At 72.8% G+C, this 25,044-nt stretch carries 22 protein-coding genes; 15 read left to right on the forward strand and 7 right to left on the reverse strand.

Annotated elements, in window-relative coordinates; translation table 11 throughout:
• The first annotated feature begins 38 nt into the window (after positions 1-38).
• From AMK24_RS16025 to AMK24_RS16055, 7 genes are all read left to right on the forward strand, one after another.
• Complete coding sequence (locus AMK24_RS16025; RefSeq protein ID WP_073769415.1) at positions 39-1,595, forward strand: leucyl aminopeptidase; 1,557 nt, start codon at positions 39-41, stop codon at positions 1,593-1,595.
• A gap of 390 nt (positions 1,596-1,985) precedes the next feature.
• Positions 1,986-3,374: a dihydrolipoyl dehydrogenase gene (gene lpdA, locus AMK24_RS16030; RefSeq protein ID WP_073769416.1), complete on the forward strand. Its 1,389-nt coding sequence runs from the start codon at positions 1,986-1,988 to the stop codon at positions 3,372-3,374.
• Between the two features lie 61 nt (positions 3,375-3,435).
• Positions 3,436-5,262: a 2-oxoglutarate dehydrogenase, E2 component, dihydrolipoamide succinyltransferase gene (gene sucB / locus AMK24_RS16035; RefSeq protein ID WP_073769417.1), complete on the forward strand. Its 1,827-nt coding sequence runs from the start codon at positions 3,436-3,438 to the stop codon at positions 5,260-5,262.
• A 148-nt stretch (positions 5,263-5,410) separates the two neighbouring features.
• The gene (locus tag AMK24_RS16040; protein WP_073769418.1) at positions 5,411-6,064 is read left to right on the forward strand and encodes a GntR family transcriptional regulator; all 654 of its coding nucleotides are present in this window, start codon (positions 5,411-5,413) and stop codon (positions 6,062-6,064) included.
• 357 nt (positions 6,065-6,421) lie between these two features.
• Complete coding sequence (gene aceE / locus AMK24_RS16045; RefSeq protein WP_073769419.1) at positions 6,422-9,106, forward strand: pyruvate dehydrogenase (acetyl-transferring), homodimeric type; 2,685 nt, start codon at positions 6,422-6,424, stop codon at positions 9,104-9,106.
• A gap of 113 nt (positions 9,107-9,219) precedes the next feature.
• On the forward strand, positions 9,220-10,203 hold the full coding sequence (locus tag AMK24_RS16050; RefSeq protein WP_073769420.1) for a helix-turn-helix transcriptional regulator: 984 nt from the start codon (positions 9,220-9,222) through the stop codon (positions 10,201-10,203).
• Between the two features lie 62 nt (positions 10,204-10,265).
• Positions 10,266-10,787 carry a DUF4240 domain-containing protein gene (locus AMK24_RS16055; protein ID WP_073769421.1) on the forward strand — a complete coding sequence of 174 codons (522 nt, stop codon included), beginning with the start codon at positions 10,266-10,268 and terminating at the stop codon, positions 10,785-10,787.
• A 57-nt stretch (positions 10,788-10,844) separates the two neighbouring features.
• Here AMK24_RS16055 and AMK24_RS16060 read toward each other — a convergent pair whose 3' ends face one another.
• On the reverse strand, positions 10,845-11,378 hold the full coding sequence (locus AMK24_RS16060) for a GNAT family N-acetyltransferase (protein ID WP_073769422.1): 534 nt from the start codon (positions 11,376-11,378) through the stop codon (positions 10,845-10,847).
• 62 nt (positions 11,379-11,440) lie between these two features.
• On the opposite strand from AMK24_RS16060, the gene AMK24_RS16065 reads away from it, so the two are divergent.
• Together AMK24_RS16065 and AMK24_RS16070 are read left to right on the forward strand one after the other, a co-directional pair.
• Positions 11,441-12,340 (forward strand): TIGR01777 family oxidoreductase, encoded by a 900-nt coding sequence (locus AMK24_RS16065; protein ID WP_073769423.1) that lies wholly within the window; start codon positions 11,441-11,443, stop codon positions 12,338-12,340.
• Positions 12,341-12,572: 232 nt separating this feature from the next.
• A complete protein-coding gene (locus AMK24_RS16070) occupies positions 12,573-14,066 on the forward strand; it encodes an FAD-dependent oxidoreductase (protein WP_073769424.1) in 1,494 nt (497 codons plus the stop codon).
• A gap of 146 nt (positions 14,067-14,212) precedes the next feature.
• Here AMK24_RS16070 and AMK24_RS16075 read toward each other — a convergent pair whose 3' ends face one another.
• Positions 14,213-15,835 carry a regulator gene (locus AMK24_RS16075; RefSeq protein ID WP_073769425.1) on the reverse strand — a complete coding sequence of 541 codons (1,623 nt, stop codon included), beginning with the start codon at positions 15,833-15,835 and terminating at the stop codon, positions 14,213-14,215.
• Between the two features lie 300 nt (positions 15,836-16,135).
• On the opposite strand from AMK24_RS16075, the gene lipB reads away from it, so the two are divergent.
• The 4 genes from lipB (at position 16,136) to AMK24_RS16095 (ending at position 19,410) form a co-directional block, all read left to right on the forward strand.
• Entirely contained in the window at positions 16,136-16,951 is an 816-nt protein-coding gene (gene lipB, locus AMK24_RS16080) for a lipoyl(octanoyl) transferase LipB (protein WP_073769426.1), read from the forward strand.
• Between the two features lie 262 nt (positions 16,952-17,213).
• Positions 17,214-18,203, forward strand: coding sequence for a lipoyl synthase (gene lipA / locus AMK24_RS16085; protein WP_073769427.1), 990 nt, complete (start codon positions 17,214-17,216; stop codon positions 18,201-18,203).
• Positions 18,204-18,471: 268 nt separating this feature from the next.
• A complete protein-coding gene (locus AMK24_RS16090) occupies positions 18,472-18,672 on the forward strand; it encodes an SCO2195 family GlnR-regulated protein (protein ID WP_073769428.1) in 201 nt (66 codons plus the stop codon).
• Positions 18,673-18,702: 30 nt separating this feature from the next.
• Positions 18,703-19,410: a DUF4191 domain-containing protein gene (locus tag AMK24_RS16095; RefSeq protein ID WP_073769429.1), complete on the forward strand. Its 708-nt coding sequence runs from the start codon at positions 18,703-18,705 to the stop codon at positions 19,408-19,410.
• A gap of 210 nt (positions 19,411-19,620) precedes the next feature.
• Here the strand turns inward: AMK24_RS16095 and AMK24_RS16100 are convergent, their stop codons facing one another.
• Positions 19,621-20,028 carry an RDD family protein gene (locus tag AMK24_RS16100; RefSeq protein WP_199876441.1) on the reverse strand — a complete coding sequence of 136 codons (408 nt, stop codon included), beginning with the start codon at positions 20,026-20,028 and terminating at the stop codon, positions 19,621-19,623.
• A 283-nt stretch (positions 20,029-20,311) separates the two neighbouring features.
• Between AMK24_RS16100 and glnA the strand changes: the two genes are divergently transcribed.
• Positions 20,312-21,721: a type I glutamate--ammonia ligase gene (gene glnA / locus AMK24_RS16105; protein WP_073769431.1), complete on the forward strand. Its 1,410-nt coding sequence runs from the start codon at positions 20,312-20,314 to the stop codon at positions 21,719-21,721.
• A 166-nt stretch (positions 21,722-21,887) separates the two neighbouring features.
• Here glnA and AMK24_RS16110 read toward each other — a convergent pair whose 3' ends face one another.
• Both AMK24_RS16110 and cpt read right to left on the reverse strand, forming a co-directional pair.
• A complete protein-coding gene (locus tag AMK24_RS16110) occupies positions 21,888-22,454 on the reverse strand; it encodes a GNAT family N-acetyltransferase (protein WP_073769432.1) in 567 nt (188 codons plus the stop codon).
• Between the two features lie 37 nt (positions 22,455-22,491).
• Entirely contained in the window at positions 22,492-23,025 is a 534-nt protein-coding gene (cpt, locus tag AMK24_RS16115) for a chloramphenicol phosphotransferase CPT (RefSeq protein ID WP_199876436.1), read from the reverse strand.
• 378 nt (positions 23,026-23,403) lie between these two features.
• Here cpt and AMK24_RS16120 point away from each other — a divergent pair, with 378 nt between their 5' ends.
• Entirely contained in the window at positions 23,404-23,946 is a 543-nt protein-coding gene (locus tag AMK24_RS16120) for a DapH/DapD/GlmU-related protein (protein ID WP_073769433.1), read from the forward strand.
• A gap of 112 nt (positions 23,947-24,058) precedes the next feature.
• Here the strand turns inward: AMK24_RS16120 and AMK24_RS16125 are convergent, their stop codons facing one another.
• Together AMK24_RS16125 and AMK24_RS16130 are read right to left on the reverse strand one after the other, a co-directional pair.
• Positions 24,059-24,574 (reverse strand): hypothetical protein, encoded by a 516-nt coding sequence (locus tag AMK24_RS16125; protein ID WP_073769593.1) that lies wholly within the window; start codon positions 24,572-24,574, stop codon positions 24,059-24,061.
• Between the two features lie 131 nt (positions 24,575-24,705).
• Positions 24,706-25,011: a hypothetical protein gene (locus AMK24_RS16130; RefSeq protein WP_073769434.1), complete on the reverse strand. Its 306-nt coding sequence runs from the start codon at positions 25,009-25,011 to the stop codon at positions 24,706-24,708.
• Positions 25,012-25,044: the final 33 nt, after the last annotated feature.

Genomic DNA, 25,044 nt, shown 5'->3' on the forward strand with positions numbered 1-25,044 from the left:
ACCGACCTCGAACTCAACGGAAGCGAGATTTCACCACCGTGACTGCTCTCACTCTCAGCACTGCCGGTGCGGCGACGCTGCGCGCCGACGCACTCGTCGTCGGCGTCGCCAAGGGCACTGGGCCGAAGCCCGGCCTGGTCCTCGCACCGGGTTCCGAGGCCGTGGACAAGGCGTTCGACGGAAAGCTCGCCGCCGTCCTGGAGACCCTCGGCGCCACCGGTGCCGAGGGCGAACTGACCAAGCTGCCCGCCGCGTCCGGCCTCAAGGCCCCGGTCGTCGTCGCGGTCGGCCTCGGTCCGGTCCCGGACAAGGAGGACGCGTACGACGCCGAGGCGCTGCGCCGCGCGGCGGGCACCGCCGCCCGTGCGCTCTCCGGCGCCAAGAAGGCGGGCTTCGCGCTGCCCGCCGGCACGGTCGAGGACGCCGCCGCCGTCGCCGAGGGCGCGCTCCTGGGCGCGTACGCCTTCACCGCCTACCAGGGCGGCGAGGACAAGCTGGCCCCCAAGGACGCGAAGTCCAAGGACAGCGGCCCCAAGCAGCCCCTCGCCGAGGTGGTCCTGCTCGGCGGCAAGGCACGCGACAAGGCGTACAAGGCGGCCGTCGAGCGCGCCCTGGCGCTGGCCGAGGAGATCAACCGGGCCCGCGACCTGATCAACACCCCGCCGAACGACCTGTACCCCGAGTCCTTCGCCGCCGTGGCCACCGCCGCCGGCAAGGAGCACGGCATCAAGGTCCAGGTCCTCGACGAGAAGGCGCTCGTCAAGGGCGGCTACGGCGGCCTCCTGGGCGTCGGCCAGGGCTCGGCGAACGGCCCGCGCCTGGTGAAGCTCGCCTACACGCACCCCAAGGCGGAGAAGACCCTGGCCCTCGTGGGCAAGGGCATCACCTACGACTCGGGCGGCATCTCGCTCAAGCCGGCCGGCCACAACGAGACGATGAAGTGCGACATGAGCGGTGCGGCCGCCGTGTTCGCCGCCGTGGTCGCGGCCGCCCGCCTGGGCCTGAAGGTCAACGTCACCGGCTGGCTGGCGCTGGCCGAGAACATGCCCTCCGGCAACGCCACCCGCCCCGGTGACGTGCTGCGCATGTACAGCGGCAAGACCGTCGAGGTCCTCAACACCGACGCCGAGGGCCGGCTCGTCCTGGCCGACGCGCTGACCCGCGCCTCGGAGGAGAAGCCGGACGCGATCGTCGACGTGGCGACCCTGACCGGCGCGATGGTGCTGGCGCTCGGCAACCGCACCTTCGGCATCATGGCCAACGACGACGCCTTCCGTACGTCGATCCACGAGATCGCCGAGGAGGTCGGCGAGGCGTCCTGGCCGATGCCGCTCCCCGCCGACCTGCGCAAGGGCATGGACTCCCCCACCGCCGACATCGCCAACATGGGCGAGCGCATGGGCGGCGGCCTGGTGGCCGGCCTGTTCCTGAAGGAGTTCGTGGGCGAGGGCATCGCCTGGGCGCACCTGGACATCGCGGGCCCGGCCTTCCACGAGGGCGCTCCGTACGGCTACACGCCCAAGGGCGGCACCGGCTCCGCGGTCCGCACCCTGGTGCGCCTCGCCGAGCGCACCGCCGACGGCGACCTCGGCTGAGCCCGGGGGCGCCCGGCGGATCCCGACCGGACCCGTGGCGCCGGGCGCCCCCGAGCAGCGAGCCGACGCGTACGGCCCCGGGCATACGTCCGGGGCCGTACGTGTTGTCCGGGCGGGACCGGTGAGAAGAGAGAGGGGTTTCGCTCTCGACGAACACCGGCCGCATCCGTAGGCATCTACGCAGCAGTAACCCTCCGGAACGGACGATCATCCGTCCCGGACCCGGGCCCCGCGTCCCGCCCACCGTCGACAAGTGCGAAGATGGGTTCTCGGCAGGACAGGGCCCCCACCACAGGGCCGAAGACAAAAGCGGCCGCACACCAGCCGACCGGCCGGTCACACCCCAGCGACGGGGCCCGGCGTACGGCGCACATGCATGGAGGACGTGACGTGGCGAACGACGCCAGCACCGTTTTCGACCTAGTGATCCTCGGCGGTGGCAGTGGCGGTTACGCCGCGGCCCTGCGCGGAGCGCAGCTGGGCCTGGACGTCGCCCTGATCGAGAAGGGCAAGGTCGGCGGCACCTGCCTGCACAACGGCTGCATTCCCACGAAGGCGCTGCTGCACGCGGGCGAGATCGCGGACCAGGCCCGCGAGTCGGCCCAGTTCGGCGTGAAGGCCACCTTCGAGGGCATCGACATGGAGGCCGTCAACAAGTACAAGGACGACGTGATCTCGGGCCTGTACAAGGGTCTCCAGGGTCTCATCGCCTCGCGCAAGGTCCACTACATCGAAGGCGAGGGCAAGCTGTCCTCCCCCACCTCGGTGGACGTGAACGGTCAGCGCGTCCAGGGCCGCCACGTGCTGCTGGCGACCGGCTCCGTGCCGAAGTCGCTGCCCGGCCTGGAGATCGACGGCAACCGGATCATCTCCTCGGACCACGCGCTGAAGCTCGACCGCGTCCCGAAGTCCGCGATCGTGCTGGGCGGCGGCGTCATCGGCGTCGAGTTCGCCTCCGCGTGGAAGTCCTTCGGCACCGAGGTCACCATCGTCGAGGGCCTCAAGCACCTCGTCCCGGTCGAGGACGAGAACAGCTCCAAGCTGCTGGAGCGCGCGTTCCGCAAGCGGGGCATCAAGTTCAACCTCGGCACCTTCTTCGACAAGGCCGAGTACACCCAGGACGGCGTCCGCGTGACGCTCGCCGACGGCAAGACCTTCGAGGCGGAGGTGCTGCTGGTCGCGATCGGCCGCGGCCCGGTCTCGCAGGGCCTCGGTTACGAGGAGCAGGGCGTCGCGATGGACCGCGGCTACGTCCTGGTCGACGAGTACATGCAGACCAACGTTCCGACGATCTCGGCCGTGGGCGACCTCGTCCCGACCCTCCAGCTCGCCCACGTCGGCTTCGCCGAGGGCATCCTGGTCGCCGAGCGCCTCGCCGGCCTCAAGACCGTCCCGGTCGACTACGACGGCGTGCCCCGGGTGACGTACTGCCACCCCGAGGTCGCCTCCGTCGGCATCACCGAGGCCAAGGCCAAGGAGATCTACGGCGCGGACAAGGTCGTCGCCCTCAAGTACAACCTCGCGGGCAACGGCAAGAGCAAGATCCTGAAGACCGCGGGCGAGATCAAGCTCGTCCAGGTCAAGGACGGCGCCGTGGTCGGCGTCCACATGGTGGGCGACCGCATGGGCGAGCAGGTCGGCGAAGCCCAGCTGATCTACAACTGGGAGGCGCTGCCCGCCGAGGTCGCGCAGCTCATCCACGCACACCCGACGCAGAACGAGGCGATGGGCGAGGCTCACCTGGCGCTGGCCGGCAAGCCCCTCCACGCCCACGACTGACCCCCGGTCCCGGGCGCGACGACCGACCACTTCCGCATTTTCGTAAGGAGCAACTGAAACCATGTCGGTTTCCGTAACCCTTCCGGCGCTCGGCGAGAGCGTCACCGAGGGCACTGTCACCCGTTGGCTGAAGGCCGAGGGCGAGCGCGTCGAGGCCGACGAGCCGCTGCTCGAGGTCTCGACCGACAAGGTCGACACCGAGATCCCGGCCCCCGCGTCCGGTGTGCTGACCTCCATCAAGGTCGCCGAGGACGAGACCGTCGAGGTCGGCGCCGAGCTGGCCGTCATCGACGACGGTTCCGGTGGCGGAGAGGCCGCGGCTCCGGCCGCCGAGGAGGCCCCGGCCGCCGAGCCCGCGTCCACCCCGGCCCCGCAGGCCGAGGAGGCGCCCACCGCCCCGTCGACCGAGACCGAGGCTCCGGCCCAGGCCCCGACCGCCGAGGCCGCCACCGGTGGTTCCTCCGCCGAGGGCACCGACGTCACCCTCCCCGCGCTCGGCGAGAGCGTCACCGAGGGCACCGTCACCCGCTGGCTCAAGGAGGTCGGCGAGGAGGTGGCCGAGGACGAGCCGCTGCTCGAGGTCTCCACGGACAAGGTCGACACCGAGATCCCCGCCCCGGTCGCCGGTGTGCTGCTGGAGATCGTGGTCGGCGAGGACGAGACCGCCGAGGTCGGCGCCAAGCTCGCCGTGATCGGCGCCCCGGGCGCCGCTCCGAAGCAGGAGGCCCCGGCGCAGGAGGCGCCCAAGCAGGAGGCGCCGAAGCAGGAAGCCCCCGCCCCGGAGGCCCCGAAGCAGGAGGCGCCCAAGCAGGAGGCCCCGAAGCAGGAGGCGCCCGCTCCGGCCGCCCCCGCGGCCCCCGCCGCCCCGGCCCCGGCCCCGGCGCAGCCCGCCCCCGCCGCTCCGGCGCAGCCCGCCGCTCCGGCTCCCGCCGCGACCTCCGGTGACGACGGCGCGTACGTCACGCCGCTGGTCCGCAAGCTCGCGTCCGAGAACAACGTGGACCTCGGCTCGGTCAAGGGCACCGGCGTCGGCGGCCGCATCCGCAAGCAGGACGTCGTCGCCGCCGCGGAGGCCGCCAAGGCCGCCGCCGCTGCCCCGGCCCCCGCCGCGAGCGGCGGAGGCCAGACCGCCGCCAAGGCCGCGCCGAAGCTGGAGGCGTCCCCGCTGCGCGGTCAGACGGTCAAGATGACCCGCATGCGCAAGGTCATCGGCGACAACATGATGAAGGCCCTGCACTCGCAGGCCCAGCTGACCTCGGTCGTCGAGGTCGACATCACCAAGCTGATGAAGCTGCGCAACCAGGCGAAGGCCGCGTTCGCCGCCCGTGAGGGCGTCAAGCTGTCCCCGATGCCGTTCTTCGTGAAGGCGGCGGCCCAGGCGCTGAAGGCCCACCCGGTCATCAACGCCCGGATCAACGAGGACGAGGGCACCATCACGTACTTCGACTCGGAGAACATCGGCATCGCCGTGGACGCCGAGAAGGGTCTGATGACCCCGGTCATCAAGGGTGCGGGCGACCTCAACATCGCCGGCATCTCCAAGAAGACCGCGGAGCTGGCGGGCAAGGCGCGCGGTGGCGGCCTGACGCCGGACGACATGTCCGGCGCCACCTTCACCATCAGCAACACCGGTTCGCGCGGCGCGCTGTTCGACACCGTCATCGTCCCGCCGAACCAGGCCGCCATCCTGGGCATCGGAGCGACGGTCCGCCGTCCCGTGGTCATCGACCACCCGGACCTCGGCGAGACCATCGCGGTGCGCGACATGACGTACCTCTCGCTCTCCTACGACCACCGTCTGGTGGACGGCGCGGACGCCGCCCGCTACCTGACCTCGGTCAAGGCGATCCTGGAGGCCGGTGAGTTCGAGGTCGAGCTCGGCCTCTGAACGCCCCGGCTGTAACCAGCCTCACCAGCGGCGCCCCCGCCCGGAACCCTTCCGGACGGGGGCGCCGCCGTATTGTCTAACCACCACGGGAGGCCCACCGCCGCCGTGATGATGTAGGCAGCACCGGTCTGCCCTGAAGGAGCCCTCCATGACCCCGCCCGTCGTCCACTCGCTGCGCGAACAGATCCGCGAGCACATCGTGGAGGGGATCGTCAGCGGGCGCTGGAAGCCGGGCGAGCGGATCGTGGAGCGCCGCATCGCCACCGAGCTGGAGGTCAGCCAGACGCCGGTGCGCGAGGCGCTGCGCGAACTGGAGACGCTGCGGCTGATCGAGTCGGCCCCCAACAAGGGCGTCCGGGTCCGCAACCTCACCGCCGCCGACCTGGAGGAGAGCTACCCGGTCCGGGCCGGCCTGGAGCAGATCGCGGCCGAGCTGGCGGCCCCGGTGCTCGGCCGGGACTGTTCGGCCCTGGAGCCCCATGTGGCCGCCCTGTACGAGGCGGACCGGCTGGCCGACGGCGAGGCCCAGGTGCGGCACACGGTCGGTTTCCACCGGGAGCTGGTGCGGGCCGCCGGGAACGCGGTGCTGCTGCACACCTGGGAGGGGCTGGGCATCGAGGTGTTCACGGCCCTGTCGATCCGCTGGCTGGGCACGGTGCAGAAGTCGTACGCGGAGGAGCACCAGACGCTCATCGACGCGTTCCTCGCCGGGGATCCGCACATCGGCGCCCTGGTGAAGGCGCACGTCCTGGGCTGCGCCCCGGCCCCCGAGCACTCCGAGGCGGCCGCCCCCACCGCGTAACGCCCCCCCTCCCGCGCCCCCGCCCCTCGCAGGACTCACGGCTCACGGCTCACGGCTCACGGCTCACGGCTCACGGCTCACGGCTCACGGCTCACGGCTCACGGCTCGATCATCTGCCGCTCGGCCTGCTCTTCCGTGCAGGTCAGTGCCCCTTTTGCGGGTAATTTCGCGTCACTCCGTGCCCCCTTTCGAGGCACCCCATGCCACTTTTCTTCGTATCGAGAAGTTTTGCCTTCAATCCTTTGATCGATCATCGATCAGCGCCTTACAGTTCACTTCGCGGGCCCACCGGCCCCATCGCCCTGTCCTGCCAGCCAGGGCCTTCTCCACCCCCCTCCTCTCCGGAAGGCGGCGATCATGACCGACCCCGTAGGAAAGCTTCCGAGCGAGCTCGACCAGCTCCCGGACCGTGACCCCGAGGAGACCGCCGAGTGGGCGGCCTCCCTGGACGCCGTCACCAAGGCCGCCGGCCCGCACCGCGCCGCGTACCTCATGCGCCGGTCGCTGCAGCACGCCGAGGGCGCCGGTCTCGCGCTGCCCAAGCTGCTGGAGACCGACTACGTCAACACCATCCCGACCGCCGCCGAGCCCGCGTTCGACGGCGACCTGGAGATGGAGTCGCGGATCACCGCGTGGAACCGCTGGAACGCGGCCGCGATGGTCACCCGGGGCGCCCGGTACGGGGTCGGCGGCCACATCGCCACCTTCGCCTCGGCGGCCTGGCTCTACGAGACCGGCTTCAACCACTTCTTCCGCGGCAAGGAGGGGGACGGCTCCGGCGACCAGCTCTACATCCAGGGCCACGCCTCCCCCGGCATCTACGCCCGCGCCTTCCTGGACGGGCGGCTCACCGAGCAGCACCTCGACAACTTCCGCCAGGAGTCCGGTGGCGAGGGCCTGCCCTCCTACCCGCACCCGCGGCGGCTGCCCTGGCTGTGGGAGTTCCCCACCGTGTCGATGGGCCTCGGCCCGCTCTCGGCGATCTACCAGGCGCGCTTCAACCGCTACCTGGCCAACCGCAACATCAAGGACACGGCCGGCTCGCACGTCTGGGCGTTCCTGGGCGACGGCGAGATGGACGAGCCCGAGTCGACGGCGGCCCTCGCACTGGCCTCCCGTGAGCAGCTCGACAACCTGACCTTCGTCATCAACTGCAACCTGCAGCGCCTCGACGGCCCGGTCCGCGCCAACTTCCGCGTGGTCCAGGAGCTGGAGGCGCAGTTCCGCGGGGCCGGCTGGAACGTCGTCAAGACGCTCTGGGGCAACGCCTGGGACGAGCTGTTCCAGCTGGACACCCAGGGTGCGCTGCTGCGCCGCCTGCGCGAGGTCCCGGACGCGCAGTTCCAGACGTACGCCACCCGTGACGTCGCCTACATCCGCGAGCACTTCTTCGGCGCCGAGCCCGCGCTCGCCGAGCTGGCGAAGCTGCTGACCGACGCGAAGATCGCCGAGTGCTTCTACACCTCGCGCGGCGGCCACGAGGCCCGCAAGGTCTACGCGGCGTACCGGGCGGCGGTCGAGCACAAGGGCGCGCCGACCGTGATCCTGGCCCAGACGGTCAAGGGCTACACCCTCGGCAAGGGCTTCGAGTCCAAGAACGCCAACCACCAGATGAAGAAGCTGTCGATCGACGAGTTCAAGGGCATGCGCGAGCTGCTCGGCCTCCCGATCCCCGACAGCGCCTTCGAGGACGGCCTGGTCCCCTACGGCCACCCCGGCGCCGACTCCCCCGAGGTCCGCTACCTCCAGGAGCGCCGCGCCGCTCTCGGCGGCCCCGCCCCGGCCCGCCGGATGCACGCCTCCGCGCCGCTGCCGCAGCCCGAGGAGCGCGCGTTCAAGGCCCTGTACAAGGGGTCCGGCAAGCAGGAGATGGCCACCACCATGGCGTTCGTCCGCCTGGTGAAGGACCTGATGCGGGACAAGGAGACCGGCAGGCGCTGGGTGCCGATCGTCCCGGACGAGGCCCGTACCTTCGGCATGGAGTCGCTGTTCCCGTCTGCCGGCATCTACTCGCCGCTGGGCCAGACGTACGAGCCGGTCGACCGCGACCAGCTGATGTACTACAAGGAGGCCAAGGACGGCCAGATCCTCAACGAGGGGATCACCGAGGCCGGGGCCATGGCCGACTTCATCGCCGCCGCCACGTCGTACGCGACGCACGGCGAGACGATGATCCCGTTCTACATCTTCTACTCGATGTTCGGCTGGCAGCGGACCGGCGACCAGATGTGGCAGCTCGCCGACCAGCTCGGCAAGGGCTTCATCGTCGGCGCCACGGCGGGCCGCACGACCCTGACGGGCGAGGGCCTCCAGCACGCGGACGGCCACTCGCACCTGATCGCGGCCACCAACCCGGCCTCGCTCAACTACGACCCGGCGTTCGCGTACGAGGTCGCGGTGATCGTCAAGGACGGCCTGCGCCGGATGTACGGCCACGCCGCTCCCGGCGAGGACCCGGACGTCTTCTACTACCTGACGGTCTACAACGAGCCGAAGCCCCAGCCCGCGATGCCCGAGGGCGTCGAGGAGGGCATCGTCAAGGGCCTGTACCGCTTCAAGGAGGGCACGCCCGCGAAGGCGGACGCGCCGCGCCTGCAGCTGCTGGCCTCCGGTACGGCGATCCACTGGGCCCTGGAGGCCCAGGAGCTGCTGGCCGCCGACTGGGGCGTCACGGCCGACGTGTGGTCCGCCACCTCGTGGGGCGAGCTGCGCCGCGACGCGCTGGCGGCCGACGAGGCGCTTCTCCGCGGTGAGCAGCGGGTCCCGTACGTGACCCAGGCGCTCTCCGGCGCGCCGGGCCCGGTGCTCGCGGTCAGCGACTGGATGCGCCAGGTCCCGGACCAGATCAGCCAGTGGGTGGAGCAGGACTGGTCCTCGCTCGGCACGGACGGCTTCGGCCTCTCCGACACCCGCGACGCGGCCCGCCGCCACTTCGGCGTCGACGCCCCGTCCATCGTGGTGGCCTCGCTGGCCCAGCTCGCCAAGCGCGGCGAGGTCCCGGCCTCGGCGGTCAAGGAGGCCCGGGAGCGGTACGGCCTCTGAGCCCCGCTCCCGCACCCTGCCGAAGCCCCCGGTCACCGGGCGGGCGCGTCCGACAGCGCGCCCGCCCCGGCGGCCGGGGGTCTTCCCGTACCCGCTGCCGCGACAATGGGCCCATGCGTGCTGCCCGGCTGATCAAGATGGTGCTGCTCCTGCAGGCCCGCCCCGCGATGACCGCCGCCGAGCTGGCGGCCGAGCTGGAGGTGTCGGAGCGTACGGTCACCCGGGACGCGCAGGCCCTGTCCGACGCGGGGGTGCCGGTGTACGCGGAGCGCGGCCGGGCCGGCGGCTACCGGCTCGTCGGCGGGTACCGCACCCGGCTGACGGGGCTGGCCCGGGACGAGGCGGAGGCCCTGTTCCTCTCCGGACTGCCCGCCGCCCTGCGCGAGATGGGGCTGGAGGACGCGGCGTCGGCGGCCCGGCTCAAGGTGTCGGCGGCGCTCCTGCCCTCCCTGCGGGACGCCTCCACCTCCGCCGCCCGCCGCTTCCACCTGGACGCGCCGTCCTGGTACCACGAGCCGGAGACCCCCGCGCTGCTGCCGCCGATCGCCGACGCGGTCTGGGACGACCGGATGCTGCGGGTCCGCTACCGCCGGGGCGGGGGCCGTGAGCGGGAGCGTACGGAGGTGGCGCGGGAGCTGGCCCCGTACGGCCTCGTCCTCAAGGCGGGCGTCTGGTACCTCTGCGCGCGGGCCGGCGAGGACTTCCGGGTCTACCGGATCGACCGCTTCACCGCCGTGGAGCCGGCCGGGGAACGCTTCGAACGCGACGAGTCCTTCGACCTGCCCGGGTTCTGGGAGGAGCGCGCCGCCGCGTTCGCCCGGTCCCTGCTGCGCACGGAGGTGACCGTACGGGTGTCCGAGCGCGGGGCGCGGATGCTCGCGTACACCGGTGACCGGGCGGCGGCCGCGGAGGCGCTCGCGGAGGCGTCTGCTCCGGACCGGGAGGGGTGGCGCACGCTCACGCTGCCGGTGGAGTCGCCGGACGTGGCCTACGGCCAGCTGCTCGCGCTGGGCCCCGAGTTGGAGGTCCTGGCCCCCGAGGAGCTGCGGGCCCGGTTCACGGAAGCGGCCGAACGCCTGCGCGAGCTGTATCGCTGAAAGGCTTCAATTCGACGGCTGCGCGTGCGGGAGCACCCGGCAGGCTGGATGCTGTACCCGTGATGGACGAAACGGAATTCTGGGAGATCATCGACAGCACCCGCGAGGCCGCCGAAGGCGACCCCGAGGACCACGCGGAGCTGCTCGTGGAACGGCTGACGCAGCTCGACCCCGAATCCGTGCTGGACTTCGCCCGGCACTTCGAGGCCCGCTACAACCGGGCCTACCGCTGGGACCTGTGGGGCGCGGCGGCCGTGCTGCTGGGCGGGGCGAGCGACGACGCCTTCGACTGGTTCCGCTGCTGGCTGATCGGCCAGGGCCGGGAGGTCTTCGAGGGGGCCCTGCACGATCCGGACGACCTGGCGGAGCTGCTGGAGGAGTTCGACGAGGAGATCGACGGGGACGGCGAGGAGCTGGGGTACGCGGCGGACGAGGCGTACGAGCAGCTCACCGGCGTGGTCGCGCCGGAGCTGGGACTGCCGCCGCAGCCCCCGGAGCCGCTGGGCGCCCCGGTCGACTTCGAGGACGAGGAGGCGCTCGCCGCCCGCTTCCCCGAGCTGTGGGACCGCTTCGGGCCCCGTTGACCGGGCCCCTCGACGGGGGCCCGGTCCTCGCACGGGCCGCGCCGGCCCCGCGTCCGGTCAGGCGGGGTCGAGCGAGCGGCCCATGCAGACGTCGTCCACGTACCGCCCGTTCAGGAAGAACTCCCCGGGGAAGACCCCTTCGACGGCGAAGCCCTCGGAGGCGTACAGGGCGCGGGCGGGCTCGTTGTGCGCGAGGACCCGCAGGGTGATCCGGTTGGCGCCCAGGCGGCGGGCCTCGTCGAACGCGGCGCGCAGCAGGAGCCGCCCCGCCCCGGCCCCGCGCGCCCAGGTCGCCACGGCGAGCCCCCGTATCTGGCGGACGTGGGCGTTGGAGGCCAGCGGGGTGGCCGCGGCGAGGCGCAGGTACCCGGCGACGCGCGGGGCGCCCCCCGCCGACTCCACCGCCTCCGCCGCTTCCGCCACGAGGAATTCCTCCGGCGGGTGCCGCTCCCCGAAGAAGGGCTCGTAGGGCGGCACGGGCGGGGGCAGCACCGCGTGCAGGGTCGACCAGGTGGACCGGTCGAGCTCGGCGAGTTCGGCCTCGTCGGCGGGCGTGGCGGGACGGACGGAAAGCAGGGAGAGTGCGGCCATGCGAGCACTGTGCCACGCGGCGCCCCCCGTGTTCGAGCCATTTCATGGGGCAGGATGAGCCCATGCCGAGCTCCCGTATCGCCGTCAGCGGATCGTCCGGACTCATCGGAGCGGCGCTGGTGCGCTCGCTGCGCGCCGACGGGCACGAGGTGGCCCGCCTGGTGCGCCGGCCCGCGAGAACCGGTGACGAGGTCGAGTGGGATCCCCGGCGGGGTTACGTGGACGCGGCGGGGCTCGTCGGCTGCGACGCCGTGGTGCACCTGGCCGGGGCGGGGGTGGGCGACCACCGCTGGACCGACGCCTACAAGCGGGAGATCCGGGACAGCCGGGTCCTGGGGACGGCCGCCGTCGCGGAGGCCGTCGCCTCGCTCGACGCCCCGCCCCGGGTGCTGCTCTCGGGGTCGGCCATCGGCTTCTACGGCGACACCGGAAGCTCCCCGGTGGACGAGAGCGCGCCGCCCGGCGACGGGTTCCTGCCCTCGGTCTGCGAGGAGTGGGAGGCGGCCACGGCCGCCGCCGAGGAAGCGGGCGTGCGTACCGTGCACGCCCGGACCGGCCTGGTCGTCGGCCGTGAGGGCGGGGCCTGGGGGCGGCTCTTCCCCCTGTTCAGGGCGGGGCTGGGCGGGAAGCTGGGCAACGGCCGCCAGTACTGGAGCTTCATCGCGCTGCACGACCACGTGGCGGCGCTGCGCCACATCCTGGACACCGAGTCGCTGACCGGGCCGGTGAACCTGACGGGGCCGAAGCCGGTCACCAACGCCGAGGTGACCGCCGCGATGGGCCGGGTGCTGCACCGGCCGACGCTGCTGCCCGCGCCGGCGCCCGCGCTGCGGCTGGTGCTCGGGGAGTTCGCCGAGGACGTGCTGGGCAGCCAGCGCGTGATCCCGTCGAAGCTGCTGGACTCCGGGTTCTCGTTCGCCTTCCCCGGTATCGACGGGGCGATCCGCGCCGCGCTGGACTGAACCGGCCTCTCCCCGCCGGGCGGGCCGCCCGGCACCCGTCCGACCCGCACCCGTCCGACCCGCGGGCGGGCCCCGGGCGGCCGGGGGCGTGCGACCCCGTGCCCCGGTGCTCCCCGGCGCGCATCTGACCCGGTATCAGCCACCCTCCTAGCCTCGATGTGAACTCCGGCTTTCCGGGGGCCTGTTGGGGGGAATAACCCTCCACCAGTCGCACCGACTCGGGGAGGGGCACGTGCGCAGCACGGCATACCACGCAGACGTGATCATCATCGGGGCCGGGATCGCCGGCCTGTCGGCGGCCCACCTGCTGATCAGGGCGGGGCTCGGCGTCAGTGTCCTGGAGGCCGAGCCCCGGGCGGGCGGCCGACTCGCCACCGACGAGGTGGACGGGTTCCGGCTCGACCGCCTCGGCCCGCTGCTCAGCGGCTCCTGGCCCGAGCTGACCGGCAGCCCGGGGCTCGGCTCCCTGGAACTGCGGGAATTCGCGCCGGGGGTCCTGGTCCACTCCGAGGGCCGCCGCCACCTCACCGGCGACATACGGAGCGCAAGGGGCGCACTCAAGGCAGCGCGCACCCGATCGAGCGCCCCCTGGCCCCATCGCGCCCCCCGCACGCCGGGCACGTCCCGCGCCTCCCGAACGGCCCTGTCCCCCCGGGCCCCTTGGGCTTCCCGGGCTTCGGAGGCCCCCGGCGGCTACGGCGCTCCCGGCGCTCACGGGTCGGTGCGGAGCGCGAACGGCTGGGAGCCCTGCGCTCCGGCGCGCGGCGGCGGCCGGGGCGGCGCGGTGACCGGCGCGATCGACCGGGCCCGGCTGGGCGCGGCCCTGTCCCGGCTGGCGGCCACCGAGGAGGCCCGGCTGCTGGCCCGCCCGGAGCGGACGGTCGCCGACGCCCTGCCCGGCGTCGGACTGCCCGCCCGCACGGTGGAGGGCGTCCTGCGCCCCTTGCTCACGGCGCTGCTCAGCGACCCCGCGCTCACCACGTCGAGCCGGTGCGCCGATCTCGCGCTGCGGGACTACGCGCGCGGCGGGCTCTGCGTACCGGCCGGGGGTTCGGCCGCGCTGCCGAGGCTGCTGGCGGCCTCCCTGCCCCCGGGAACGGTGCGTACGGGCGTCCACGTGACGGCCGTCGGCACCACCTCCGTACGGACCAAGGAACACGGCGAGCTGGGGTGCCGTTCCCTGCTGCTGGCGACCGGGGCGGGGGCGGCGGCCGAGCTGCTGCCCGGCCTGCGGGTGCCGGCCTTCCACCCGGTGACGGTCCTGCACCACACCGCGCCCGCCCCGCCCCCCACGGGCCGGTCGCTGGTGCTGGACGGCGACCGGTCGGGTCCGGTGGCGCACACCGCCGTGATGAGCGAGGTCGATCCCTCGCGGGCCCCGGAGGGCCGGACGCTGATCACCTCGACGGTGCTCGGGCCCCCGCCCCCCGACCTGGACCGCTCGGCGCGGGCGCACCTGGCGGCGCTGTACGGGGTGCCCACGGACCGCTGGGAGCTGCTGGCGGCCCGCCACGACCCGGAGGCGGTGCCCGCGATGGAGGCCCCGCACGACCCGCGCCGCCCGGTGCGGGTGCTGGCCGGGCTGTACGTGTGCGGCGACCACCGCGGCACCAGCACGGTGCAGGGCGCGCTGCATTCGGGCCGCCGGGCGGCGAAGGCCCTTCTCGCCGACCTGGCCCTCCCGGGCGCCCGCGAGGGGAGCCCCCGCCTGCCGGAGGCCGCGTGAGCCGCTGCGAGGGCGTGCGCTGTCCCTGCCGGGCCCGCGGGGCCGTGCGGAGGCCGCCGGGGCGGCGCGAAAGCCCCCGGGGCGGCCCGGGAGCCGCGTGAAGGCCCCGGGGCGCCGGGGGCCGTGGAAGGGGGCCGGGCGGGCGGTCAGCCGAGGGCGGCGACCCGGTCGCGGTAGCCGCGGACGGCGACCGCGTCCCGGTAGGGCTCCAGGCTGTGCTCGAAGGCGCGTACGTACTCGGCGGCGCGTACCGACCGCATCTCGGCCGCCTGCCGGGCCGCCTCCGCGCCCAGCAGGCACGCCTGCTCCAGCTCGCCGAGGCCGAGCCGGGCCGAGGCGAGGACCACCCGGCAGAACAGCCTGCTGCGGGCGTACGCCGGGGCGCGCAACTGGAGCGACCGCTCGGCGTGCTGGGCGGCGGCCCGCCACTGCTGGAGGTCGCGGTGGCAGTGGCCCAGCTCGTCCGCGAGCTGGGCCTCGTCGAAGGTGCGGGCCCAGTGCGGCGTCTCGTCGCCGGGGCGCGCGGTCTCCAGGGCGTGCTCGGCCCGGCTGAGGGCGGCGGTGCAGGAGCGGGCCTCCCCGAGCACCCCGTGCCCGCGCGCCTCGACCGCGTGCAGCAGCGCCTGGACCAGCGGCGGGGCGGCCGAGCCGATGCCCTGCTGGGCCACCCGGGCGAGCTGGACGGCCTCCCTGCCGTGCCCCAGGTAGACCGCTTGGCGGCTCATCGTGATCAGCACGTAGGCGCCGTAGCCCCGGTCCCCGGCGGCCTGGGCGAGCCGCAGCGCCTGGACGAAGTACCGCTGGGCGAGGCCGTGGGCGGCGATGTCGTACGAGGTCCACCCGGCCAGCCGGGTCAGCTCCGCGACCGCGGCGAACAGCCGCCGCCCGGTGGTCTCGCCGTACGTGCCCCGAAGCATCGGCTCCGCCTCGTGCTCCAGGTAGCGCACCAGGGCCTGCCGGGCGTGGCCGCCGCCGTACGCGTGGTCGAGGGTGTGGAACAGCTCCCCGACCGAGCGGAGCGCGGCGACGTCCCCGGCGCCGACCCGCTGCCCGGCGCCGCGGTCCGTCTGACGCTGGCGCGGCACCACCGGCGCCACCGGCAGCGCCGCGGCCCCGGCGTGCCCCCCGCCGGGCGGATGCGCGCCGCCCGGATGCGCGCCGCCCGGGTGCGTGGCGGCCGGGCCGGGCGGCACGGGCCGCTGGTGTCCGGCGGACGGGCGCGCCGGGCTCCGGGCCTCGGGGCGCCGGGGTCCGTCCGGACGGACCGGCGTGGCGGCCCCGCCCTCTCCCCCGGCCCGGCGGGCGGCCCCGCCGTCCCGGGCCACCCACTCGTCGGCCCGGCCGATCAGCCAGTCGCGGCTGGGCACGACGAGTCCGGCCGGGGTGAAGGCGATCTTGCGCAGCTCGGTGTGGGTGCCGGAGTCCTTGCGCCAGAGGCCGCTGACGATGTCGATCGCCTCGGCCGGGGTGGCCGCGAACTCCAGCCCCGCGTAGACGGGTGCGCAGGCGTCCAGCCCGAGGTCCTGCGCGGTGAGCCGCCGCCCGAGCCGCCGGGTGAAGACCTCGGCGATCAGCGCGGGGGTGGTGCCGCGCGGCTGCTGGCCCCGGAGCCAGCGCGTGACCGAGGTCTTGTCGTACCGCAGGTCCAGGCCGTGTTCGAGGCCGAGCTGATCGACGCGGCGGGCCAGGCCGGCGTGCGAGAAACCGGCTTCCGCGATGAGCGAGGCGAGTCGGCGGTTGGGCGTGCGCTGCGGGGGTCGTTCCGACATCAGCTGTACGGTCTCCTGCCTTCGGGGCCGACCGGGCAGCCCTCATGGGAACGGCGCGAATGTAACGGCCCCCGGAACGGTCGCGGCCACCCTTTGCTCCACGTTCATCCGATCGTGTGAGGATTCCGGTCGGAGCTGACGGAAAAGCCCGGGACGGGGAGGCGCGGGAGGCGGCCGTTCCACCTGGCGGGGAGCCGTTCGGGTGACGGCCGTACAGTGGATGCGGGCGCGATCAGTGCAGGGCGCCGTCGTCCCGGGGACACCCCTCCGGGCACACGGAGCCCGCGTAGGGAGGCATCGGTGAGCGAGCTGCGGTTCGTCCGTCTGGGCTTCGGCGAACAGGCCGTCGAGTACACGGAAGCTTGGCAGAAGCAGCGCGAGGTGCACGCGGACCGGTTCGAGGACCGGGTGCCGGACACCTGTCTGCTCCTGGAGCACCCGCCCGTCTACACCGCGGGGCGCCGTACGGCCGACAGCGAGCGTCCGCTGGACGGTACGCCGGTGATCGACGTCGACCGGGGCGGGAAGATCACCTGGCACGGGCCGGGCCAGCTCGTCGGCTACCCGATCCAGAAGCTGCCGCGCCCGGTCGACGTCGTCGCGCACGTGCGCCGGCTGGAGGAGGCCCTGATCCGCACGGCCGCCGACTTCGGTGTGGAGACCACCCGGGTGGAGGGCCGCAGCGGCGTCTGGGTGCTCGGCGACCCGGTCGAGCGGCGCCCGGCGCCGGGCGGGCTCTCGCTGGACTTCGACCCCCGGCTCGGGGACGAGGAGTTCGACCCGCGGCTGAACGGCCCGGAGTACGCCCCGTCCAACGCCGGCCAGCGCCGCGAGGACCGCAAGCTCGCCGCGATCGGCATCCGGGTCGCCAAGGGCGTCACCATGCACGGCTTCGCGCTGAACGTGAACCCGGACAACACCTGGTTCGACCGGATCGTGCCGTGCGGCATCCGGGACGCGGGGGTCACCTCCCTCTCCAACGAGCTGGGCCGGGAGATCACGATCGAGGAGGTGCTGCCGGTGGTCGAGAAGCACCTGCGGGACATCCTGGAGAACGCGGACCTCGCACCGCGCGAGGTCGGCCGGCCGGAGCCCGCCGCCGCGGCTCCGGCGTAGCGGCCCCGGCGTAGCGGCCCCGGCCGTGGGCGCCCGGCGTGGCGGCCGGCGGCCCCGGCGGGTACCGGCCGGTAGCCCCGATCGGCGCCGGAAGCCGGGAATAGGCCCTGACGGCCGCAGGTTAGCCGGACGTAGGACCGTTTGATGTAGGGGCGTACCCTGGGGTCCGCCGAAGAATCGAAAGCGAATACCGCGCGAGTACCTCGCGAATCCCACGCGAAGCCCGCGGATCCGACGCAGCAGAAAGCAAAGGGGAGCCGGAGTGTCCGCTGTCGCACCCGACGGGCGCAAGATGCTGCGCCTGGAGGTCCGAAACAGCCAGACCCCCATCGAGCGCAAGCCCGAGTGGATCAAAACGCGGGCGAAGATGGGCCCCGAGTACAAGCAGCTGCAGCAGCTGGTGAAGGGCGAGGGGCTGCACACGGTCTGCCAGGAGGCGGGCTGCCCCAACATCTTCGAGTGCTGGGAGGACCGCGAGGCCACCTTCCTCATCGGCGGCGACCAGTGCACCCGCCGCTGCGACTTCTGCCAGATCGACACGGGCAAGCCGCAGGCGCTGGACCGCGACGAGCCCCGCCGGGTCGGCGAGTCCGTCGTCACCATGGACCTGAACTACGCCACCATCACCGGCGTCGCGCGCGACGACCTGGAGGACGGCGGCGCCTGGCTGTACGCCGAAACGGTCCGCCAGATCCACACGCTCACCGCGGAGCGGGAGGCGGGCGCGACCAAGGTCGAGCTGCTGATCCCCGACTTCAACGCGGAGCCCGCGCAGCTCGCGGAGGTCTTCTCCTCGCGCCCCGAGGTGCTCGCGCACAATGTGGAGACGGTGCCGCGCATCTTCAAGCGCATCCGCCCCGGCTTCCGTTACGAGCGTTCCCTGGAGGTCATCACGCGGGCCCGCGAGGCCGGTCTGGTGACCAAGTCCAACCTGATCCTCGGCATGGGCGAGACCCGCGAGGAGGTCAGCGAGGCTCTCCAGGACCTGTACGACGCGGGGTGCGAGCTCATCACCATCACGCAGTACCTGCGCCCCTCCGTCCGGCACCACCCGGTCGAGCGGTGGGTGAAGCCGCACGAGTTCGTCGAGCTGAAGGACGAGGCCGACGCGATCGGCTACTCCGGTGTGATGTCGGGCCCGCTGGTGCGGTCCTCGTACCGCGCGGGACGGCTGTTCCAGCAGGCGATGGACGCGCGCGGCACCGCCGGGAGCGCCGCGGCCGGGGCGGCCCAGGCCGCGCCGGCCGTGTGAATCCGCTCACGAGCGGCCCCCTCGTGGCGTCGGCACGCCGGAGCGGTCCGGACGCTCCCCGCAGGTCGGGGACGCGTACGGACCGCTCCGGCGTGCGCTCCGCCGGAAACAAGGCTTCATTGGTGTTTGACCGCCCGGTCACGCACTGGTAACACCGAACAGTGACCCTGGGTACGCAGGCGGCCGCACCGCCGCGGCCGCCCCGGTCACCGCTTCCCGCACTCATCCGCGCCCCGCAGGCGCATCCGTTCCGAGGGGGAACACCACGATGCAGGCCGCCCCGGTCCGCGCCCACGCCCTTCCGTCCGTCACCACCGCCCTGCGCGCCGTCGAGTCGCTGCTGCTGAGCGGCGGCCAGCGCACGGCCCGCCGCAACGCCTGGACGGCCGTCCTGGAGGACCGCCGCCGCGCCCGGGACCGGGTGGAGGCCGAGTACGTCCTGGACGCCGTGGCCGACCACCGTTCCTAGGCCGCCTGCCCGCCACGTAAACTTCGATACATGGCGAGGAAGGCAAAAACTGAAGGCGCGGACAGCGCCGAGAACGCGGGGCGGCTCAAGCAGATCGCCCTGACCTACAAGATGACCAGGCGGACCGACAGCAAGATCGGTCTCATCGTCGCGGGTGTCGGAATCGTCACGTTCGGTGTCCTCCTCGGCATCGGCTTCGCGATCGGGCACCCGGTCTATCTGGGCATCCTGGGCTTCGTGCTGGCCGTCCTCGCGATGGCGATCGTCTTCGGCCGCCGGGCCGAGCGGGCGGCGTTCGGGCAGATGGAGGGGCAGCCCGGAGCTGCCGCCGCCGTACTGGACCGGATCGGACGCGGCTGGACCACCACCCCCGCGGTGGCGATGAACCGCAGCCAGGACGTCGTCCACCGGGCGGTCGGCAAGGCCGGCATCGTCCTGGTGGCCGAGGGCAACCCGAACCGGGTGAAGGGCCTCCTGGCGTCCGAGAAGAAGAAGATGGCCCGCATCGTGGTGGACGTGCCGGTGCACGACATCATCGTCGGCAACGGCGAGGGCCAGGTGCCGCTGAAGAAGGTCCGCACCAAGATGCTGAAGCTCCCCCGCGTCCTGACCGGCCCGCAGGTGACCACCACCAACGACCGGCTGCGCGCGATGGGCGACCTGATGAGCAACATGCCGCTGCCGAAGGGCCCGATGCCCAAGGGCATGCGGATGCCGCGCGGCGGAAAGATGCGCTGACCGCGCCTGCGAGCGTGAGAAACGGGGCGGCCCGGGACCGATCGTCGGTCCCGGGCCGCCCCGTTCGCCGTTCCTCCCCGCCGCGGACGCCGTATCCGGAGCGGGACGTCACCCACGGAACCGGGAGGTCGCATCCGGAGCCCGGGACGTCACCTGCGGACCCGGAAGGACACACCCGGAGCCCGGGACGTCACCTGCGGACCGGAGACGTCACATACGGACCTGTACGGCGCGGGACAGCCGGTCGTGCAGGCCGCGGCCGTCGCGGTCCCAGACGAGGGCGGGGATGGCGAGGGCGAGCAGGACGGTCCGTACGGCGACCCGGCCGAAGCCGAGGCGTCCGCCGCCCTCGGCGACGACCCGGATGCCCAGGAGGCGCTTGCCGGGGGTGCAGCCGATGGTGCCGACGGTGAGCAGGCTCATCACCAGGAAGATGCCGAGCGCCCAGTTCCCCGCGGCCTGCTGGTCACCACGAGCGAACAGTCCGTATGCGATCAGCATGCAGAGCGTCCAGTCGACGAAGAGGGCTCCGAAGCGCCGGCCGAGCGGCGCGATCGCCCCGGGCCCCTCCTCGGGCAGTCCCAGCCCCTTGCCCCGGTAGCCGAAGTCGGCGCCCATCTCCTCGGCCGCCGCGCGGGGCCCCGAGAGCCACGATCCGATTGCTTGCCTGTTGTCCACCCGTCCACGGTACTGCGGCCGTGTTTGCCCCCGGCCGGGCGGGGGCATCGGAAACAGTCGCGGAGATGCCGCACACGATCACCCCGGTTAACTTGGGCGAAACAAATGGGTCACGCTCGGGAAATCACGTCTGCCTAGGGTCGGGACCAGCGTGTGCCACCCGCACTGGCCGCACAACGAGCTACAACCCCGCCCCTCCCGGGTCGGGAGTAGGAGGAGTTGGATGTTCCAGAACGCCGACGAAGTGCAGAAGTACGTAGCGGACAACGACGTCAAGTTCATCGATGTCCGGTTCTGCGACCTTCCCGGGGTGATGCAGCACTTCACCATCCCGGCAGCGACGTTCGACCCGGCCGAGGAACTGGCCTTCGACGGTTCGTCGATCCGCGGCTTCCAGGCCATCCACGAGTCGGACATGGCGCTGCGCGCGGACCTGTCGACGGCTCGGGTGGACCCCTTCCGCCGCGACAAGACCGTCAACATCAACTTCTTCATCCACGACCCGATCACGGGCGAGCAGTACAGCCGCGACCCGCGCAACATCGCCAAGAAGGCCGAGGCGTACCTGACCTCGACCGGCATCGCGGACACCGCGTACTTCGGCCCGGAGGCCGAGTTCTACGTCTTCGACAACGTCCGCTTCCAGACGTCGGCGAACGAGAGCTTCTACCACATCGACTCCGAGGCCGGCGCCTGGAACACCGGGTCCGAGGAGAACAACCGCGGCTACAAGGTCCGTTACAAGGGCGGCTACTTCCCGGTCCCGCCGGTGGACCACTTCGCCGACCTGCGGGCCGAGATCTCCCTGGAGCTGGACCGCAACGGCCTCCAGGTCGAGCGCCAGCACCACGAGGTCGGCACCGCCGGCCAGGCCGAGATCAACTACAAGTTCAACACGCTGCTCGCCGCGGCCGACGACCTGATGCTCTTCAAGTACATCGTGAAGAACGTCGCCTGGCGCAACGGCAAGACCGCGACCTTCATGCCCAAGCCGATCTTCGGCGACAACGGCTCGGGCATGCACGTGCACCAGTCGCTGTGGCAGGGCGGCTCCCCGCTCTTCTACGACGAGCAGGGGTACGCCGGCCTCTCGGACATGGCGCGCCACTACATCGGCGGCATCCTGAAGCACGCCCCGTCGCTGCTGGCCTTCACCAACCCGACGGTAAACTCCTACCACCGCCTGGTGCCCGGCTTCGAGGCCCCGGTCAACATGGTGTACTCGCAGCGGAACCGTTCCGCCGCGATGCGCATCCCGATCACCGGCTCGAACCCGAAGGCCAAGCGGGTCGAGTTCCGCGCCCCGGACCCGTCCTCCAACCCGTACCTCGCGTTCTCCGCGCTGCTGATGGCGGGCCTGGACGGCGTGAAGAACAAGATCGAGCCGGCCGAGCCGATCGACAAGGACCTCTACGAGCTGGCTCCCGAGGAGCACGCCAACGTCCAGCAGGTCCCGACCTCCCTCCCGGCCGTGCTCGACGCCCTGGAGGCGGACAACGAGTACCTCCAGGCGGGCGGCGTCTTCACGGCGGACCTGATCGAGACCTGGATCGACTACAAGCGCACGCACGAGATCGCCCCGATCCAGCTCCGCCCGCACCCGCACGAGTTCGAGCTGTACTTCGACCTGTAGGACACCTTCGGGCCGCCGGGTCCGGAAGCACCGAGGGCCGCCGCCTCCTCCGGGAGACGGCGGCCCTCGCCGGTGGGACCAGCCCGCCGCAGCGGCAACGGCCTCACCGGTCAGCCGTTCTGCGTACCGCGGCCGGGTCCGCACACCGGGCGGCCGGAAGCCGGCCTCACCGCAGCGAGGGCCGCGCCCGTCCCGCCCAGTACTCGTCCGCCGTGATGCCCAGCAGGACCACGTCGTGGTACGTGCCGGCGAAGTACTCGTGCTGGCGCAGGCGGCCCTCCTCGACGAAGCCGAGCTTGCGGTAGAGGGCGAGGGAGGCGTCGTTGAAGGCGTAGACCTCCACCTCGCACTTGTGGTGGCGCTGTTCGGCGAACATGTAGGTGAGGACCAGTTCGCTGGCCTCGGCCGCGTAGCCCTGGCGGCGGTGTTCGCGGGAGACCTCGACGCCGGTGCGGAAGCGGCCGGCGCGGGCGTCCGTCTCGCCCACCGTGATCGCGCCGACGAAGGCGTGCTCGAAGCGGGTCTCGATGACCAGGCGGTACGAGGCCGGGTCCGGGCTGCGGGCGGCGCGTTCGGCGGTCCAGGCGCGGAAGCTCTCGTCCGAGCGCGGGGGTTCGACCACGTCGGCGTTGCGGGCGTCCACGGTGTGCAGGGCCAGGGCCCGGAAGCCCTCCCAGTCCTGGGGTTCGACGCCTCGCAGGCGTACCCGCTCACCGGTCCACAGGTCGGTCATCTCGCTCCAGCCAGGTCGGTACGGACAGGTCGGTGGGTCAGGCTACGTGGGCGGCGATCGTCCTCGCGCAGGCCAGGGCCTCCGTGTGCGTGGTGTCCACCTCCAGGTCGTAGGCCACGCCCCGGTGGACCGCCTCCGCCTGGGCGGCGGCCATGCCCCTCGGGCGGTCCCCGCGGGCGACCCCGCGCGCCTCGGCCACCTCGCTGTCGCAGCGGACGCCCACCCACAGCACGTCCAGGCCCGCGAGCGCCCGCCGCCAGGGTTCCTGGGAGGAGGGGCCGCCGAGGAACACGTCGTCGACGATCACCCGGGCGCCCGCCCGGGCCGTCGCGGCGACGCCCTCGCGCCAGGCCGCCTCCAGCCTCCGGAATTCCCGGCCGACGGTCACGCCGCCGTCCGGGGCGAACGCGATGCCCGCGTCCGTCGTGCGCAGGGACGCGGGCAGGGAGTCGACGAAGGCGTCGATCGCGGCGGCGAGCCAGGGGTCCGGCAGCTCCGCCTGGAGGCAGCGGACGATGCCGGACTTGCCGGAGCTGGAGCCGCCGTTCACCACGATCACCTGGGTCGTCACCCGGTCACAGTAGAGGCAAACCGTGCGGTGTTCGAGACGTTTTCGGGCGCGGGCGACGGGCAGGCCCCGGAGGGCGCACACCAGGTGCGGACGCACGCCCCGGAAGAAGCGGGGGTGACGGGCGCAGTACCCGTACTCGGCCCCTCCAGCCAGGTCGGAGCGTTCGCCGGTCTCACGGGAGCGGCCGTGTTCCACCGGGGGCCGAGCCCACGATCCCCACGTCGTCGGTCTTCCCCTAGAGTGCCGTCGCGAGGGGGCCCGGGTTGTTCGTCGCACAAGGTCTTGGGCACTCTCGTTCTCGCCTCCGTCGGCGCCCCCGGCTTTGATCACCGGTGGGTCCTGTCCCCCCATCCACCGGTGCACGGAAAGGACCGTGGCATGTCCAGCGACCGTCTCATGCGCATCCGCAGCGCGGAGTTCCAGGCCATGGCCGAGAGGGTTCTGCAGGTCACCGAGCTCACCTCGCGCCTGAACGTCCTGCCTTTCGAGGACGAAGCGGGCAAGGCGGAGCTCTTCGAGCAGATCCTCGGCAAGCCGCTGCCGCCGAAAGTCACGATCTATCCGCCCTTCTACACGGACCACGGCCTGAACCTCGACCTCGCCGAGCGCGTCTTCATCAACCAGAACTGCACGTTCCTGGACTATGCCGGTGTCCGGCTCGGCGAGCGCGTGATGATCGGACCGAAGGTCACGTTCATCACCAGTGGCCACCCGGTCGATCCCGAGGAGCGGCGGCTGTACCTCACCGGAGCCCCCATCGACGTGGCGGAGAACGTGTGGATCGGCGCCGGCGCCACGATCCTGCCCGGCGTCAGCATCGGCCGGGACGCCGTGGTCGCCGCGGGCGCGGTCGTGGCCGATGACGTTCCGCCGGCGAGCCTGGTGACCGGTGGCAAGGCAGCCGTGCGCCGGACGTGGTGACGGCCTTCGTAAAGCACGAAGACCTCCGTGCGTGGTGGGGAGCCTGGACGCCTCCACCGCACCGGAGGTCTTCGCCATGATCAAGACCTCCCGGCCTTGACAACGCTCGTGATCAATACACCTGGCCGCCGCTCCCCGCCGTCCGCTCCGGCGGTCGGGAACCGGCGAGGCTCGCCCGTGCCGCGTCCATGAACGCCGTCTTGGCCTCCTCCAGATGCTCGTTGACCTCGGCCTCTCCGATGTCGCGCCACACGGCGGCGTTCAACGCGTGGCCGTACGTCCTCACGGGCTGGCGCAGGGTGTCGTCGCACAGGAGCGTGACGTTGCCGGACGCGGTCCACAGCGCGGTCATGACGGGGCCCGTCTGCGTCATCCAGCCGTCCTCGTCGTCCCCCCACGGGTCGGGGCGGCGGTAGGCGGCGCGTTCGGCGGCCTGGGCGCAGGCGACGAACTCCTTGAGGACGTCTATCTGCTCGGTCCGGCGGCTCTCCGCGGCGGCCACCGCCTGGCGGCGTTCCTCGACGCGCTCCGCCGAGCGCTGGGTGGCGCGCTGGGCCAGTGCGGTCAGTCCGCCGCCCAGGGCCACGCCCGCGAGGGAGACGACCGACGTCCAGAGATCAGCAGCCATGGTGATGCCCTTCCGCCCGTTCCCCTGTCCGGTCGGGGCCATGGTGCCGTACGGGCCGGCCGGGCAGCCGAGCGCCCCCGGGCCGTCGGTTCGACGGCCCGGGGGCGGCATCGTCCTGCGGCAGGTCCCGGTCAGCGGCCGTAGCGGATCAGGGCGCGGACCATGCGGCAGGTGGTGTCGGACGGCGGGTGGATGCCCAGACGCTCGGCGGTGATCCGTATCCGGCGGTTGTTGGCGCTGGAGGGCTGGTAGACGCCGCTGTCGAGCAGGGCGATGGCCAGGCGCATGGCCTTCAGCCTGCGGTTGTGCGAGACGTACCACTCGCGGGGGCGGCCCGCGGGCAGTCGCTTCTTCGGCAGCGGGGTGGGAAGCGGCGGGTGGAAGGGCATCGGGAGCTGTCGGTCGAGCGGCTCGGTCGTGACTGGGGCACCAGTCATCGGCATCCTCCTGGCAGCGTGGTGGAACCCTCA

This window comes from Streptomyces sp. CB02366, assembly GCF_001905905.1.
In the GTDB taxonomy this organism is placed as follows: Bacteria; Actinomycetota; Actinomycetes; order Streptomycetales; family Streptomycetaceae; genus Streptomyces.